The organism is Enterobacter cloacae complex sp. IR5458 (assembly GCF_049238025.1).
GTDB classification, from domain to species: domain Bacteria; phylum Pseudomonadota; class Gammaproteobacteria; order Enterobacterales; family Enterobacteriaceae; genus Enterobacter; species Enterobacter kobei.
Genome location: NZ_JBMKIF010000004.1, coordinates 102,941 through 117,720, shown reverse-complemented (window position 1 = coordinate 117,720; position 14,780 = coordinate 102,941). Strand labels below are relative to the sequence as shown.

Annotated in this window: 14 protein-coding genes; 10 read left to right on the top strand and 4 right to left on the bottom strand. The window is 57.7% G+C overall.

Annotated elements, in window-relative coordinates; all coding sequences use genetic code 11:
* Positions 1 to 3 precede the first annotated feature (3 nt).
* Genes modA through modC form a run of 3 tightly spaced genes read left to right on the top strand, consistent with a single transcriptional unit; the run spans position 4 to position 2,527 of the window.
* Entirely contained in the window at positions 4 to 777 is a 774-nt protein-coding gene (modA, locus tag ACOTYN_RS04615; RefSeq protein WP_071922464.1) for a molybdate ABC transporter substrate-binding protein, read from the top strand.
* A complete protein-coding gene (gene modB, locus ACOTYN_RS04610) occupies positions 777 to 1,466 on the top strand; it encodes a molybdate ABC transporter permease subunit (RefSeq protein ID WP_032637160.1) in 690 nt (229 codons plus the stop codon). The genes modA and modB overlap by 1 nt, the downstream gene beginning before the upstream one ends.
* Before the next feature lie 2 nt (positions 1,467 to 1,468).
* Complete coding sequence (gene modC, locus ACOTYN_RS04605) at positions 1,469 to 2,527, top strand: molybdenum ABC transporter ATP-binding protein ModC (RefSeq protein WP_032637159.1); 1,059 nt, start codon at positions 1,469 to 1,471, stop codon at positions 2,525 to 2,527.
* Here modC and ACOTYN_RS04600 read toward each other — a convergent pair whose 3' ends face one another.
* Entirely contained in the window at positions 2,528 to 3,346 is an 819-nt protein-coding gene (locus tag ACOTYN_RS04600) for a pyridoxal phosphatase (protein ID WP_032637158.1), read from the bottom strand.
* A gap of 140 nt (positions 3,347 to 3,486) precedes the next feature.
* On the opposite strand from ACOTYN_RS04600, the gene pgl reads away from it, so the two are divergent.
* Positions 3,487 to 4,482: a 6-phosphogluconolactonase gene (gene pgl, locus ACOTYN_RS04595; RefSeq protein ID WP_023338174.1), complete on the top strand. Its 996-nt coding sequence runs from the start codon at positions 3,487 to 3,489 to the stop codon at positions 4,480 to 4,482.
* 444 nt (positions 4,483 to 4,926) lie between these two features.
* A complete protein-coding gene (tisB, locus tag ACOTYN_RS04590; RefSeq protein WP_023332440.1) occupies positions 4,927 to 5,016 on the top strand; it encodes a type I toxin-antitoxin system toxin TisB in 90 nt (29 codons plus the stop codon).
* A gap of 52 nt (positions 5,017 to 5,068) precedes the next feature.
* On the opposite strand, the gene ACOTYN_RS04585 is transcribed toward tisB, so the two are convergent.
* Positions 5,069 to 6,352, bottom strand: a complete 1,284-nt coding sequence (locus tag ACOTYN_RS04585; RefSeq protein ID WP_032637155.1) for a putative acyl-CoA thioester hydrolase — start codon at positions 6,350 to 6,352, stop codon at positions 5,069 to 5,071.
* A 225-nt stretch (positions 6,353 to 6,577) separates the two neighbouring features.
* Between ACOTYN_RS04585 and hutI the strand changes: the two genes are divergently transcribed.
* The 5 genes from hutI (at position 6,578) to hutH (ending at position 12,820) form a co-directional block, all read left to right on the top strand.
* Positions 6,578 to 7,798 (top strand): imidazolonepropionase, encoded by a 1,221-nt coding sequence (hutI, locus tag ACOTYN_RS04580; protein ID WP_045281108.1) that lies wholly within the window; start codon positions 6,578 to 6,580, stop codon positions 7,796 to 7,798.
* The gene (gene hutG, locus ACOTYN_RS04575; RefSeq protein WP_045281107.1) at positions 7,795 to 8,733 is read left to right on the top strand and encodes a formimidoylglutamase; all 939 of its coding nucleotides are present in this window, start codon (positions 7,795 to 7,797) and stop codon (positions 8,731 to 8,733) included. The genes hutI and hutG overlap by 4 nt, the downstream gene beginning before the upstream one ends.
* A gap of 19 nt (positions 8,734 to 8,752) precedes the next feature.
* Positions 8,753 to 9,487, top strand: a complete 735-nt coding sequence (locus ACOTYN_RS04570) for a histidine utilization repressor (protein WP_014883068.1) — start codon at positions 8,753 to 8,755, stop codon at positions 9,485 to 9,487.
* Between the two features lie 127 nt (positions 9,488 to 9,614).
* A complete protein-coding gene (gene hutU, locus ACOTYN_RS04565; RefSeq protein ID WP_047625430.1) occupies positions 9,615 to 11,303 on the top strand; it encodes a urocanate hydratase in 1,689 nt (562 codons plus the stop codon).
* Positions 11,300 to 12,820 carry a histidine ammonia-lyase gene (gene hutH, locus ACOTYN_RS04560; protein WP_088126995.1) on the top strand — a complete coding sequence of 507 codons (1,521 nt, stop codon included), beginning with the start codon at positions 11,300 to 11,302 and terminating at the stop codon, positions 12,818 to 12,820. The genes hutU and hutH overlap by 4 nt, the downstream gene beginning before the upstream one ends.
* Positions 12,821 to 12,903: 83 nt before the next feature.
* Here hutH and ACOTYN_RS04555 read toward each other — a convergent pair whose 3' ends face one another.
* Together ACOTYN_RS04555 and bioA are read right to left on the bottom strand one after the other, a co-directional pair.
* Positions 12,904 to 13,380 carry a kinase inhibitor gene (locus ACOTYN_RS04555; protein ID WP_014883071.1) on the bottom strand — a complete coding sequence of 159 codons (477 nt, stop codon included), beginning with the start codon at positions 13,378 to 13,380 and terminating at the stop codon, positions 12,904 to 12,906.
* A gap of 48 nt (positions 13,381 to 13,428) precedes the next feature.
* Positions 13,429 to 14,718 (bottom strand): adenosylmethionine--8-amino-7-oxononanoate transaminase, encoded by a 1,290-nt coding sequence (gene bioA, locus ACOTYN_RS04550; RefSeq protein ID WP_072093594.1) that lies wholly within the window; start codon positions 14,716 to 14,718, stop codon positions 13,429 to 13,431.
* Between the last annotated feature and the right edge of the window lie 62 nt (positions 14,719 to 14,780).

Sequence of the window (14,780 nt, the reverse complement as noted above, 5' to 3'; positions counted from 1 at the left end):
CAAATGGCACGTTCATGGGTACGTCTTTTCGCTGGGGCAACGCTGACGCTTTCACTTGCCGGGCAGGCGCTGGCGGACGACGGAAAAATTACGGTTTTTGCGGCGGCGTCGCTGACCAACGCGCTGCAGGATATTGCGGCGGCGTATAAAAAAGAGAAAAACGTCGATGTTGTCTCCTCTTTCGCCTCTTCATCTACGCTTGCGCGCCAGATAGAAGCGGGGGCACCGGCGGATCTGTTCATTTCAGCCGATCAGAAATGGATGGATTACGCGGCGGAGAAGAAATCAATTGATCCGGCAACCCGCGAAACGCTGCTGGGGAATAGCCTGGTTGTGGTGGCACCAAAAGCCAGCGCGCAGGCGGATATTACCATTAACAAAGAGACCAACTGGATGAGCCTGCTTAACGGTGGCCGTCTGGCGGTGGGCGATCCGGAGCATGTTCCGGCGGGGATCTACGCCAAAGAAGCGCTGCAAAAACTGGGCGCGTGGGAGACATTGTCGCCGAAACTGGCGCCGGCGGAAGATGTACGCGGTGCGCTGGCGCTGGTGGAACGCAACGAAGCCCCGCTGGGGATTGTATATGGCTCTGATGCCGTTGCCAGCAAGGGTGTGAAAGTGGTTGCAACGTTCCCGGCAGACTCCCACAAGAAAGTGGAATATCCTGTCGCGATTGTTGATGGACATAAAAACGCGACCGTGACGGCCTTTCGCGATTACCTGAAGGGGCCAGAAGCGTCCGCAATCTTTAAACGTTATGGATTTACGACTCACTGATGATATTGACCGATCCTGAATGGCAGGCTGTTCTGCTGAGCCTTAAAGTCTCTTCCCTGGCGGTTGCGCTGAGTTTGCCCTTTGGGATCTTCTTTGCCTGGTTACTGGTGCGCTGCCGGTTTCCCGGCAAAGCGCTGCTCGACAGCGTACTTCATCTCCCGCTCGTTTTACCCCCCGTGGTGGTCGGCTATCTGTTGCTGATTTCGATGGGGCGACGCGGTTTTATCGGCGAGAAGCTCTACGACTGGTTTGGTCTGACGTTCGCCTTTAGCTGGCGCGGTGCGGTACTGGCCGCGGCGGTGATGTCATTTCCGCTGATGGTGAGGGCGATCCGCCTCGCGCTGGAAGGGGTGGACATGAAGCTCGAACAGGCGGCCCGCACGCTGGGTGCCGGGCGCTGGCGCGTCTTTTTCACCATCACGCTCCCGCTTACGCTGCCGGGGATTATAGTTGGCACGGTACTGGCGTTTGCCCGTTCGCTGGGCGAGTTCGGCGCGACCATCACGTTTGTATCGAACATTCCCGGTGAGACGCGAACGATTCCGTCAGCCATGTACACCCTGATTCAAACACCCGGCGGAGAAGGCGCGGCGGCGCGACTGTGCATCATCTCAATCGTCCTGGCCCTGGCTTCGCTGCTGGTGTCTGAATGGCTGGCGCGGCTGAGTCGCGAACGGATGGGGAAATAAGGATGCTGGAACTGAATTTCACCCAGACGCTGGGGAACCACACGCTGACGCTTAACGAGACGCTGCCTGCAAGCGGCATCACCGCCATTTTTGGCGTCTCCGGTGCGGGAAAAACCTCTCTGATTAATGCGATTAGCGGCCTGACACGCCCGCAGTCAGGGCGAATTGTTCTGAATGACCGCGTTCTGAATGACGTGGAGAACAAAATATACCTCTCGCCGGATAAACGTCGCATCGGCTATGTTTTCCAGGACGCGCGCTTGTTCCCGCACTACAGCGTGCGCGGCAACCTGCGCTACGGTATGGCCAAAAGTATGGCCGGGCAGTTTGATAAGCTGGTGACGCTGTTAGGTATTGAGCCTCTGCTCGACAGGCTGCCTTCCTCTCTTTCCGGTGGAGAAAAACAGCGTGTGGCGATTGGCCGTGCCTTGCTGACCGCACCCGAGCTGCTGTTGCTCGACGAACCGCTGGCTTCGCTGGATATTCCGCGTAAACGTGAACTGCTGCCCTACCTGCAGCGCCTGACCCGCGAGATTAACATTCCCATGCTCTACGTCAGCCACTCGCTGGATGAGATCCTCCATCTGGCCGACAAAGTGCTGGTACTGGAAGAGGGCAGCGTAAAGGCCTTTGGCAACCTGGAAGAGGTGTGGGGAAGCAGCGTGATGCATCCCTGGCTTCCAAAGGAGCAGCAGAGCAGTATCCTGAAAGTGAGCGTGCTGGAACACCACCCGCATTATGCGATGACCGCGCTGGCGCTGGGCGACCAGCATCTGTGGGTGAACAAGGTCGACAAGCCGTTACAGTCCGCGCTGCGTATTCGCATTCAGGCATCGGACGTCTCGCTGGTGCTGCAACCGCCGCTGCAAACCAGCATTCGTAATATTCTGCGCGCCAAAGTGGCGGAGTGCTTTGATGATAACGGTCAGGTGGAAGTGAAGCTTGAGGTGGGAAGCAGGACGCTCTGGGCGCGCATCAGCCCGTGGGCCAGGGACGAGTTAGGTATCAAGCCCGGCCTGTGGCTTTACGCGCAAATCAAGAGCGTCTCGATCACTGCCTGATTACAGCAGGTGGGTATAAATGTACTGCGCGATGCTATCGGTGGTGTTATCGCCAATCACCACGTTAGCGCGCGCTTTCACCGCGTCATCGGCGTTGCCCATCGCCACGCCGGTACCGGCAGCCTCCAGCATACTGATATCGTTATAGTTATCGCCAAAGGCAATCACGTCACGCATCGACCCTCCCTGAGATTCCACGTACTGCGTCAGGCGCTTGCCCTTGCTGTTGCCTTTACGGGCAATATCTACCTGATCGTGCCATGACCATTCACATTCCAGACCCAGGGTCTGTTCAACCTGTTTCGCGAAGGTATTCAGTTTGGTGGTGTCTTCATCCGTCAGGGCGAATTTCCAGATAGCGTCAACATCCTGAGCGGCCTGGCGCAGGGAGGACACCTGGGTAAAGACCGGACGCTGCGCTTCCGGCAGCGAAAGTGCCCAGTTACTGGTGCGCACCACATGGCCTGTAGGGCGCTCGTACAGCATCGCGTTGTCCACATACATCAGGCCATGAATGGCATGCTCATCCAGCAGATCAATCAGTTGCAGCGCCTGAGGAACCGGTAGCGGGTCGGAAGCTAAAACCTTTTTTGCCTGATAATCATACAAATAAGTGCCATTACAACAAATTGCAGGTGTATCTAACGCCAGTGCCTGATAAAAAGGATGAATGGCAACGTGATGTCGACCCGTTACGATAAGGAGTTGATACCCGGCTTCCTGGGCTCGTTTAAGCGCTTCAAGGGAGGAGGGAAGCAGGGTTTTCTGAGGGGTCAGTAATGTTCCGTCTAAATCCAGGGCAATCACACGCGAGGTCATATGTTCTTCCGGGTTAATGTTGAATTTTAGGTCTCAGGCGATGTTACACCGAGAGTAAATCGCTGCAAAATTCCTGGCTAAAATTCAGCATTCACCGTTAAAAATAATCACTTTCACGCGCAGTGAGGAAAGGAGTATTCATGAAACAAACCGTTTATACCGCCAGTCCTGAAAGTCAGCAGATCCACGTCTGGCGTTTGAATGCAGAAGGTTCGCTCACGCTGGTTCAGGTTGTTGATGTTCCGGGGCAAGTACAGCCAATGGTCGTCAGCCCGGATAAACGTTTTCTCTATGTTGGCGTACGCCCTGAGTTCCGGGTGCTGGCCTACCGCATCTCGCCGGACGACGGTGCGCTGACCTACACTGCCGAAGCGCCGCTGCCGGGCAGCCCGACCCACATCTCGACCGATCGTAAAGGGCGTTTCATCTTTAGCGGCTCTTACAATGCGGGCTGCGTCAGCGTGACCCGCCTTGACGACGGCATTCCGGTCGACACAGTCGACGTGGTGGAAGGACTGGAAGGGTGTCACTCGGCGAATATCTCTCCGGACAACCGCACGCTGTGGGTGCCTGCACTGAAGCAGGATCGCATCTGCCTGTTTACCCTGAGCGACGATGGTCACCTGGTGGCGCAAAACCCGGCTGAAGTGACTACCGTTGAGGGCGCAGGCCCACGCCATATGGTCTTCCACCCGAACCAGCAGTATGCCTATGTGGTAAACGAACTGAACAGTTCGGTAGACGTGTGGGAGCTGAAAGATCCAAACGGTCAGATCGAATGCGTGCAGACGCTGGATATGATGCCGTCTGACTTCTCTGACACCCGCTGGGCGGCGGATATCCACATTACGCCTGACGGCCGTCATCTGTATGCCTGCGACCGTACCTCCAGCCTGATTACCGTCTTCAGCGTCTCCGAAGATGGCAGCGTGCTGGCCATTGAAGGTTTCCAGCCAACGGAAACTCAGCCGCGTGGCTTTAATATCGATCACAGCGGTAAATACCTGATTGCGGCAGGGCAGAAATCCCACCATATCGCGCTGTATGAAATCAAAGGCGTACAGGGTCTGCTGGAAGAAAAAGGACGCTACGCCGTAGGCCAGGGTCCGATGTGGGTCCTGGTCAACGCTCACTAATTGGCCTGAAACAAAAAACCTCGCGAATGCGAGGTTTTTTTATGCCCGGTGGTAGCCGGGTAGAGCACATCAAAACGTAACCAACCTGATTATCATAATGTTGACTTAAGACGATGTAAATTCATCACCAATGAAGAAAAGACGTTCTCAAGCGACGGTGCGCAAAAATAATTAATATAATCAATGAGATATTTGTTTTTTCTTTATAGATTCCTAAACTCTCCATAACTGTTTTTATATACAGTAATGGTTTGATATCATTCTGTTCGTTGGTTTGATGTGTTGCAGTTCCGCAATTCAGGATCCTTTTTAAGTCCTGGCTGTCGGGTGGTGCCGACAGTGCCTAAACTGCGGAGCACATCAAAACATAGCCAACACACCTCTGGTGACAGGCAGCGGAAAGGTAAGGCAGAGGAGAAGTGCTCTATACCAAAGGAGTGGCGTATGAGCGGTGTGGAATGGGCAATTCTGTTCCTGCAACTCATGGTTGCGATTATGCAACTATTGGATGCGTATCTTAAGTTTGGTGCCTGACGCATTCAGTCGCAGTAAAAAGGGGGATTAAAATCCCCCTTTTACTCTCATCTTACTGCTTCGGCTCTGCAACCACCTTGCTACCCAGACCGCGGTTGTTGTATTCCCACATGCGGTTGAAGTTCGCGTCATTCAGATTGCGCTGGACGTTCCCTTTATCATCCACCGCACCGGTATTGCCGGAGAACGGACGTTTGGAGATCGCGGCATCAGCCCACGGCTTCGCCATGTTAAAGCCTTCGTTGATCACGCTGTCGCGGATCACGACCTGACCGTTAGTGGCAGAGTCCACATCCAGGGAGCGACCCAGCTGTGCCACGCCGTCACCGGCAGCGTTGAAGCGGCTGTTAACGGCCAGGAAGCCGTAGAACAGGTTAGACTGTGTTGCTGGCGCAAACACGTAACCTTCCTGCTGAGTGCGCGAGTTCACCACGCGGAAATCGGTGTTTTCAAATACCACCGCGCCGCGACCGGACACCAGATCCACGTCACCTTCAACGTAGCTGTTGGTTACCAGCGTACGGGTCAGGCGGTTGTTCTGCAGCGTGTTCTTAACATCGCTGTTGGTCACGAAGAATGTATTCTGACGGCCCAGAATGTTGACGTTGTTAATCTGCACCTTATCGCCATCACTACGCAGCGCGACGGCCTGGTGAGTACCGGCATCGACGCTGTCGCCGAGGGTATTTTGAATGGTCAGGTTTTGCAGCTGCAGACCATTATTTTGGGACCAGAATACCGCCGAGCACATCAGGCCAACGGTAGCGGAACGCTTGCTCTGGCAGTTATCAAACATGTACCAAGCCGGTTTACCTGGCATATATTTACCGGCCGGGTTCACCAGGCGACGCCAGGTGGTGCTGTCGATTTCGGAATCAATCGCCAGGCCAATTTTCACGTCGATTGCTTTTTCGCCCAGACCGTAAAGGGTGATGCTGCCTGGCGCGGCCGGAACATACACGGTGCCTTCGTATTCGCCCGGCAGGATCGCGATGTACTGGCGAGAGGCGCTGTGTTTGGTAATGGCCGCGTCAACCGCTGCCTGAATGGACGTGTGCGTTACGCCCTGGGCGCCAGCCGGGCCAACCACGAAGTCAGGCTGTTTCGGCAGGTTAATAGAAGACGGTGTCCACGGCGCAGCGTTAGGATCCATCGCTGAGAAGTAGTGGGCACGGTCGAAGTTCTTCGCTTCATCAGCGGACAAAATCGGGCGGGACGCGGTGCCCGGTGCTACCTGCTCAGAAGGCAGCTGATCCGGTGGTGTTGAACTGCATGCGGATAAGGTCACGCCAAAGGCGAGCGCTAACGCCAGACGGGAAATCCTGGAAATGTTCAAGGTGGAGCTCCTGGGTATGCAAGTCTTAAACGGGATAGACGAAATAGCCTGCTTTTTTATACTAAGTTGAGCGAAACGGGAAGATAAAAAGGGTAAAAGTTGCATTTTTTACCCGCGGGAGGCGGGAAAGTCATCACAAATAAATAACATTTTCTACCAGAACGGTTGACAGCAGACGGCGGATGAAAATAAATGTCTATACAACCCATGACAAGTGGAATGCCCATGCAGCTTCATCCTGACGATGTAATATGGCGAAATGCGCGACTGGCAACGATGGTTCCCGATGCCTCCGCACCCTATGGTCTGAAAGCGCAACACGCCCTGGTCGTGCGCGGTCAAACCATCCTGGCCGTGATCCCTGAATCTGACATTCCTTCCGGACACCGTCACTGCATCGATCTACAGGGGCGTCTGGTGACGCCGGGGCTGATTGATTGCCATACCCATCTGGTGTTTGGCGGCGACCGCGCGGCAGAGTGGGAGCAGCGCCTGAACGGTGTCTCTTATCAAACCATCAGCGCGCAGGGTGGCGGGATTAACGCCACAGTGACGGCGACACGCAACAGTTCGCCGGAAACCCTGTTGAAGCTGGCGCAGCAGCGGCTAGAGCGTCTCATGAATGAAGGCGTGACGACCATAGAAATTAAATCGGGATACGGACTTAACGCGGATGCCGAAGAGAAAATGTTGCTGGTTGCTCGCCAGCTTAGTCTGAGTAATCTGGTCGAGATTAGCCCGACGCTTCTGGCGGCACATGCCGTCCCTGCGGAATACCGACAGGATCCGGATGCGTATCTCACGCTGGTCTGCGAGCAGATCATGCCCACGCTGTGGCAAAAAGCGTTATTTGAAGCGGTAGATGTGTTTTGTGAAAACGTCGGCTTTACCCCGTCGCAAACCGAGCGCCTTTTCCAGGCCGCCACCGCGCTGGGTATTCCGGTGAAAGGGCATGTTGAGCAGCTGTCTAATCAGGGCGGTGCGGCGCTGGTCAGCCAGTATAAAGGGCTGTCAGCGGATCATATCGAATATCTCGACGACGCAGGCATTCAGGCGATGGCGCAAAGCGGTACGGTGGCGGTATTGCTCCCCGGCGCGTTCTATTTCCTTCAGGAGCGCCAGCGTCCGCCGGTTGAACAGCTCAGAAAACAGGGAGTGCCGATGGCGGTGGCCACCGACTATAACCCCGGCACCAGCCCGTTTGCGAGCCTGCACCTGGCGATGAATATGGCCTGCGTCCAGTTTGGCCTGACCCCTGAAGAGGCCTGGGCTGGCGTCACGCGACACGCCGCGCAGGCGCTGGGTCGCGGCGCAACCCACGGGCAATTGCAGGCGGGGTATGTGGCCGATTTTATCGTCTGGGATGCTGACCATCCGGTTGAGATGGTCTATGAACCGGGTCGCAATCCGTTGTATCAGCGTATTTTCCGTGGGGAGGCAGTATGAGGTTATGGCGGCCCGTAGCCGAAACGGTCTGGCAGGGGCGTGACGACAGCGCCGAGGCCAGCAATGCAAAGCGTATTTTTCAGACGATACAGCAGCAGGCGCAGTTTACGCCGCTTTCCTCTGGCATCGCGCTGATCGGGTTTGAATGCGATGCAGGGGTTAAACGCAATCAGGGCAGGCCTGGCGCCGTGCAGGCCCCTGATATCCTGCGCAACGCGCTGGCGAATATGGCCAGCCATCAGGGACACGAACGGCTTGCGGATATGGGATCCGTGTATGTCGAAGGTGATGAACTTGAAGCGGCACAGCGGGTTTTAAGCGATGCGGTGACGGCCTGCCAGCAGTCCGGGATGCGCACGCTGATCTTTGGCGGCGGGCACGAGACCGCCTGGGCGCATGGTCGGGGCATTCTCGATGCCTTCCCGAACGAGCGCGTGGCGGTGATTAATCTTGATGCCCATCTCGATCTGCGCAAGGCCGAGCGTGCAACATCCGGTACCCCGTTTCGTCAACTGGCCCATTACTGCGAGGACCACGGTCGGGCGTTTCGCTACGCCTGCTTTGGCGTCAGCCGGGCAGCCAACACGCAGGCACTCTGGGATGAAGCGGAACGCCTGAACGTCACGCTGGTGGAAGACTGGCATTTCAGACGCGATGCGTTATCTGCGCTGGAAAAGGTGCTGGCGCAGGCCGATCGCGTCTACCTGACTATCGACCTCGACGTTCTGCCGGCGAGCGAAATGCCTGCCGTATCCGCCCCTGCGGCGTTAGGGGTACCGGCGCTGGATCTTCTGCCGGTTATCGAACAAATCTGTCGCAGCGGTAAGCTGCAGGCCGCCGATCTGGTAGAGTTTAACCCGCAGTACGACAGGGACGGACAGGGCGCGAAGCTTGCCGCTCGTCTGGCCTGGCAAATTGCTCACTGGTGGGCATAACCCGAGTTAAGGAGTCATGATGTTTTCACGCTCGCCCCTGGCGCAGTCGAGCCCTCCTGCGCCTTTCTACGAAAAGGTGAAGCAGGCTATCAGCGAAAAAATTGCTACCGGTGTCTGGCGCCCTCACGATCGTATTCCGTCCGAGGCCGAACTGGTGGCGCAATTTGGTTTTAGCCGGATGACCATCAACCGGGCGCTGCGCGAACTGACCGATGAAGGTCTTCTGGTGCGCCTGCAGGGGGTCGGCACTTTCGTGGCGGAGCCCAAAGGTCAGTCGGCGCTGTTTGAAATCCGCAGTATTGCCGATGAGATACACTCGCGAAATCATCAGCACCGCTGCGAGGTGCTGGTGCTCGAAGAGACCGAGGCGAGCGCCGAGCAGGCCGCCGAGCTGAATGTTAAAGAAGGGAGCCGCATCTTCCACTCCGTGATGGTGCATTTTGAGAACGACATTCCGGTACAGATTGAAGATCGCTGCGTTAACGCAGAGCGGATACCGGAGTATCTGAGCCAGGATTACACCCAAACCACGCCGCATGCGTACCTCTCGCTGGTCGCACCGCTGACGGAAGGGGAACACATTGTGGAGGCTGTGCGCGCCACGCCGCAGGAATGTGAACGGTTGCGCATTAAAGAGCACGATCCGTGCCTGCTGATCCGCCGTCGAACCTGGTCATCATCGCAGATTGTCTCCCATGCCAGGCTGCTTTTCCCGGGTAACCGTTACCGGCTGCAGGGCCATTTTATGTCATAAGTTTTATAAGCGTGATCGCTAACGCAATATAACAAAATTGTATCTTTTTTGTTAAATCTGACCTTGTGTGTGCTTGTCTATACAAGTATATCTAAATGCATCATCTGTCCTTTATGAGGAGCACACAATGTCGTCAGGTAAACACCGCCAGCAGGATGTCCGCGCCGCGCGCGGCACCACGCTTACCGCCAAAAGCTGGCTCACCGAAGCCCCGCTGCGCATGTTGATGAATAACCTCGACCCTGAGGTGGCGGAGAACCCCCACGAGCTGGTGGTCTACGGCGGTATAGGCCGCGCCGCGCGTAACTGGGAATGCTATGACGCAATTGTAAAATCCCTGACTCATCTCGAACACGACGAAACCCTGCTGGTACAGTCCGGCAAGCCGGTCGGCGTATTCAAAACCCATAAAAACGCGCCACGCGTGCTGATCGCCAACTCTAACCTGGTGCCGCACTGGGCGACGTGGGAACACTTCAACGAGCTGGATGCCAAAGGGCTGGCGATGTATGGTCAGATGACCGCCGGGAGCTGGATCTACATTGGCAGCCAGGGGATTGTGCAAGGCACTTACGAAACCTTCGTGGAAGCCGGCCGCCAGCACTATAACGGCTCGCTGAAAGGCCGCTGGGTATTGACTGCCGGTCTCGGCGGTATGGGCGGCGCGCAGCCACTGGCTGCCACGCTTGCTGGCGCCTGCTCGCTTAACATTGAGTGCCAGCAGAGCCGCATTGATTTCCGTCTGCGTACCCGCTACGTCGACGAGCAGGCTGATAACCTCGACGATGCGCTGGCGCGCATCAAAAAATACACCTCGGAAGGCAAAGCGGTGTCGATCGCCCTGTGCGGCAACGCGGCAGAGATTCTGCCTGAACTTGTCGCCCGCGGCGTTCGCCCGGATCTCGTCACCGACCAGACCAGCGCCCATGACCCGCTGCACGGTTACCTGCCAAACGGCTGGACGTGGGAAGAATATCAGCAAAAAGCGGAAACCGACCCGGAAGGCACGGTTCTCGCCGCGAAACGTTCGATGGCTGAACACGTCTCCGCGATGCTGGCCTTCAGCAAGATGGGCATTCCGACCTTCGATTACGGCAATAACATCCGCCAGATGGCGAAAGAGATGGGCGTGACGAACGCTTTCGACTTCCCGGGCTTCGTGCCTGCCTATATTCGCCCGCTGTTCTGTCGCGGCATTGGGCCGTTCCGCTGGGTTGCACTGTCCGGTGACCCGGAGGATATCTACAAAACCGATGCCAAAGTGAAAGAGATCGTCGCGGATGACGAACATCTCCACCACTGGCTGGACATGGCGCGCGAGCGCATTAACTTCCAGGGCCTGCCGGCGCGTATCTGCTGGGTCGGTCTGGAGTGGCGGCAAAAACTGGGTCTGGCCTTCAATGAAATGGTGCGCAGCGGCGAAGTCTCCGCACCGATTGTCATTGGTCGCGACCACCTGGACTCCGGCTCCGTTGCCAGCCCTAACCGTGAAACGGAAGCCATGCGCGACGGCTCGGATGCCGTTTCAGACTGGCCGCTGCTGAATGCCCTGCTCAATACCGCCAGCGGTGCGACCTGGGTCTCGCTGCACCACGGCGGTGGCGTGGGAATGGGCTTCTCCCAGCACTCGGGGATGGTTATCGTTTGTGACGGTACCGATGAAGCCGCCGCGCGTATCGCTCGCGTGCTGCACAACGACCCGGCCACCGGCGTGATGCGTCACGCGGACGCGGGTTACGAGATTGCTATTGACTGTGCCAAAGAGCAGGGGCTAAACCTGCCGATGATCCCTGCCACACAAGGAAATCATGAATGAACGCCTTAACACTTACGCCCGGTTCCCTGACGCTTAAACAGCTGCGAAACGTCTGGCGTCAGCCGGTTACGCTCTCGCTTGATGAAAGTGCCCACGCCGCCATTAACGACAGCGTTGCCTGCGTGGAGGCCATTGTTGCCGAAGGGCGCACGGCTTACGGGATCAACACCGGGTTTGGTCTGCTGGCACAAACGCGCATTGCAACGCACGATCTGGAAAACTTACAGCGTTCACTGGTGCTGTCTCACGCGGCGGGGGTCGGCCAGCCGCTCGATGACGAGATTGTCCGTCTGATGATGGTGCTTAAAATCAACAGCCTGGCGCGCGGTTTCTCCGGCATTCGCCTGAGCGTGATCCAGGCGCTGATGGCGCTGGTTAATGCCGACGTCTATCCGTGGATCCCGGCGAAAGGTTCCGTCGGCGCCTCCGGCGATCTTGCGCCGCTGGCGCATATGTCGCTGCTTCTGTTGGGGGAAGGGCAGGCACGCTGGCAGGGCGAATGGCTTCCTGCCAAAGAGGCGCTGAACAAAGCCGGTTTAGCCCCGATCACCCTGGCGGCGAAGGAGGGGCTGGCGCTGCTGAACGGCACGCAGGCGTCGACTGCCTTCGCGCTGCGCGGCCTGTTTGAAGCGGAGGATCTGTTTGCCTCGGCGGTGGTGTGCGGCGCGCTCACCACCGAAGCCGTGCTGGGTTCGCGTCGTCCGTTCGACGCCCGCATCCACGAGGTGCGCGGCCAGCGCGGCCAAATTGACGCCGCCGCCATGTATCGCCACGTGCTCACCGACACCAGCGAAATTGCGGATTCACACCACAACTGTGAAAAAGTGCAGGATCCGTACTCTCTGCGCTGCCAGCCGCAGGTGATGGGCGCGTGCCTGACGCAGCTGCGCCAGGCCGCAGAGGTACTGCTGATAGAGGCCAACGCGGTATCCGATAACCCGCTGGTCTTCGCCCAGGAAAACGAGGTGGTCTCCGGCGGTAACTTCCACGCCGAGCCGGTGGCGATGGCGGCGGATAATATCGCCCTGGCCATTGCCGAAATTGGCGCGTTGTCAGAACGCCGTATCGCACTGATGATGGATAAACATATGTCGCAGCTGCCACCGTTCCTGGTGCGTAACGGCGGGGTCAACTCGGGCTTTATGATTGCCCAGGTGACGGCTGCCGCGCTGGCGAGTGAAAACAAAGCGCTGTCGCACCCGCACAGCGTCGACAGCCTGCCAACCTCGGCGAACCAGGAGGACCACGTCTCGATGGCCCCGGCTGCCGGACGTCGTCTCTGGGAGATGGCCGCCAACACCCGCGGCGTGCTGGCGGTGGAATGGCTGGCGGCAAGTCAGGGTATTGATTTGCGTGAAGGGCTGAAATCCAGCCCGCTGCTGGAGCAGGCGCGTCAGGCGCTGCGTGAGCACGTATCGCATTACGATGACGACCGCTTCTTTGCGCCGGACATTGATAAAGCGATACAGCTTCTGGAAGAGGGACGGCTGGTAGGGCTGCTACCTTCCGTGCTGTGATTCGTGCCCGGTGGCGCTGCGCTTACCGGGCCTACGAGTGCAAAATGTAGGCCGGGTAAGGCGTAGCCGCCACCCGGCTTTTTTTACGAATACATCGCCGTAATCGACGCGCTACCAAGCGAATGGAAATGCACGTTAAAGCCTACCATCGCGCCACTCGCGCCTTCATCGACCTCAATCTTGTCCACATCCAGCGCATGCACCGTGAAGATATAGCGGTGGGTTTCCCCTTTTGGTGGCGCCGCGCCGCCGTAGCCCGCTTTACCAAAGTCAGTGCGCGTCTGAATAGCGCCTTCCGGCAGGGCGACCAGGCCGGAGCCGGAACCCTGCGGCAGCACGCGCGTGTCGGCAGGCAGGTTTGCTACGATCCAGTGCCACCATCCGGAGCCGGTTGGCGCATCCGGGTCGTAACAGGTCACGACAAAGCTTTTCGTGCCAGCCGGAACCTCATCCCACGCCAGGTGCGGGGAGATATTATCGCCCTGATACCCCATGCCGTTGAAAACGTGGCGTTCCGGCAGCTTTTCGCCGTCGCGCAGATCTTTGCTGATGATTTTCATACGGTTTACCCTCGTTAATCACTCGTTCTCGAAGTGTAACGCATAGGGCTAAATCGTGAAATGCGCAGGTATGTTGACCGCGTCGACTACCGCAGCGGTGAGCTTACGCAGCTGCTCAGCAGTGATGATATACGGCGGCATCAGGTAGATCAGCTTGCCGAAAGGCCGCACCCAGACGCCCTGCTCAACGAAGAAGCGCTGCAGCGCCGCCATATTCACCGGATGCGTGGTTTCAATTACCCCGATGGCGCCCAGCACGCGCACGTCCGCCACAAAATGGGCACCCGAGGCGGCGCTCAGCTCGTCTTTCAGCTGCGCTTCAATCGCCGCGACCTGCGTCTGCCACTCGCCGCTCTCCAGTATGGCGAGGCTTTCACTTGCGACGGCGCAGGCCAGAGGGTTGCCCATAAACGTCGGACCGTGCATAAAGCAGCCCGCGTCGCCGTCGCTGATGGTGTCGGCAACATGACGGGTCGTGAGGGTGGCCGAGAGTGTCATGGTGCCGCCAGTCAGCGCTTTGCCCAGGCATAAAATATCCGGGGCGATACCCGCATGCTCGCAGGCAAACAGCTTCCCGGTGCGGCCAAAGCCGGTGGCGATTTCATCGGCAATCAGCAGAATGCCCTCGCGGTCGCACATCTTGCGAATACGCTTCAGCCATTCCGGATGATACATCCGCATTCCGCCTGCGCCCTGCACAATCGGCTCCAGGATCACGGCGGCGATATCATGACGATGTGCCGCCATGAGTCGCGCGAAGCCAACCATGTCCATCTCGTTCCACTCGCCGTCGAAGCGGCTTTGCGGGGCAGGCGCGAACAGGTTTTCCGGCAGATACCCTTTCCACAGGCTGTGCATGGAGTTATCCGGGTCGCAGACCGACATCGCCCCGAAGGTATCACCATGATAGCCGTTGCGGAACGTGAGGAAGCGCTGGCGCGTTTCGCCTCTGGCGTGCCAGTACTGCAGCGCCATTTTCATCGCCACTTCCACCGCCACGGAGCCGGAATCGGCCAGGAAGACACACTCCAGCGATTCAGGGGTCATTGCCACCAGGCGACGGCACAAATCCACCGCAGGTTGATGGGTGATCCCGCCAAACATGACGTGCGACATCTGGTCAATCTGGGCCTTCATCGCCGTGTTCAGGCGCGGGTGGTTATACCCGTGAATGGCCGCCCACCAGGAGGACATCCCGTCAACGAGCTGTTCGCCGCTGGCAAGGTGCAGCTCGCAGCCGTGGGCCGAGGCCACCGGATAGACGGGAAGAGGGCGGGTGGTGGAGGTGTAAGGGTGCCAGATATGCTGCTTGTCGAAGGCGAGATCGTCCTGGGTCATAATCGACTTGTAAACCATTTTGAAAAGTTTTAGGTTTACGAGTATAAACCGAACCGAAAATT

Bases quoted from the DNA above. Each gene is read 5' to 3' on its own strand.
- modA (WP_071922464.1), top strand. From the start codon at position 4: ATGGCACGTTCATGGGTACGTCTTTTCGCTGGGGCAACGCTGACGCTT.
- modB (WP_032637160.1), top strand. From the start codon at position 777: ATGATATTGACCGATCCTGAATGGCAGGCTGTTCTGCTGAGCCTTAAA.
- modC (WP_032637159.1), top strand. From the start codon at position 1,469: ATGCTGGAACTGAATTTCACCCAGACGCTGGGGAACCACACGCTGACG.
- ACOTYN_RS04600 (WP_032637158.1), bottom strand. From the start codon at position 3,346: ATGACCTCGCGTGTGATTGCCCTGGATTTAGACGGAACATTACTGACC.
- pgl (WP_023338174.1), top strand. From the start codon at position 3,487: ATGAAACAAACCGTTTATACCGCCAGTCCTGAAAGTCAGCAGATCCAC.
- tisB (WP_023332440.1), top strand. From the start codon at position 4,927: ATGAGCGGTGTGGAATGGGCAATTCTGTTCCTGCAACTCATGGTTGCG.
- hutI (WP_045281108.1), top strand. From the start codon at position 6,578: ATGCAGCTTCATCCTGACGATGTAATATGGCGAAATGCGCGACTGGCA.
- hutG (WP_045281107.1), top strand. From the start codon at position 7,795: ATGAGGTTATGGCGGCCCGTAGCCGAAACGGTCTGGCAGGGGCGTGAC.
- ACOTYN_RS04570 (WP_014883068.1), top strand. From the start codon at position 8,753: ATGTTTTCACGCTCGCCCCTGGCGCAGTCGAGCCCTCCTGCGCCTTTC.
- hutU (WP_047625430.1), top strand. From the start codon at position 9,615: ATGTCGTCAGGTAAACACCGCCAGCAGGATGTCCGCGCCGCGCGCGGC.
- hutH (WP_088126995.1), top strand. From the start codon at position 11,300: ATGAACGCCTTAACACTTACGCCCGGTTCCCTGACGCTTAAACAGCTG.
- ACOTYN_RS04555 (WP_014883071.1), bottom strand. From the start codon at position 13,380: ATGAAAATCATCAGCAAAGATCTGCGCGACGGCGAAAAGCTGCCGGAA.
- bioA (WP_072093594.1), bottom strand. From the start codon at position 14,718: ATGACCCAGGACGATCTCGCCTTCGACAAGCAGCATATCTGGCACCCT.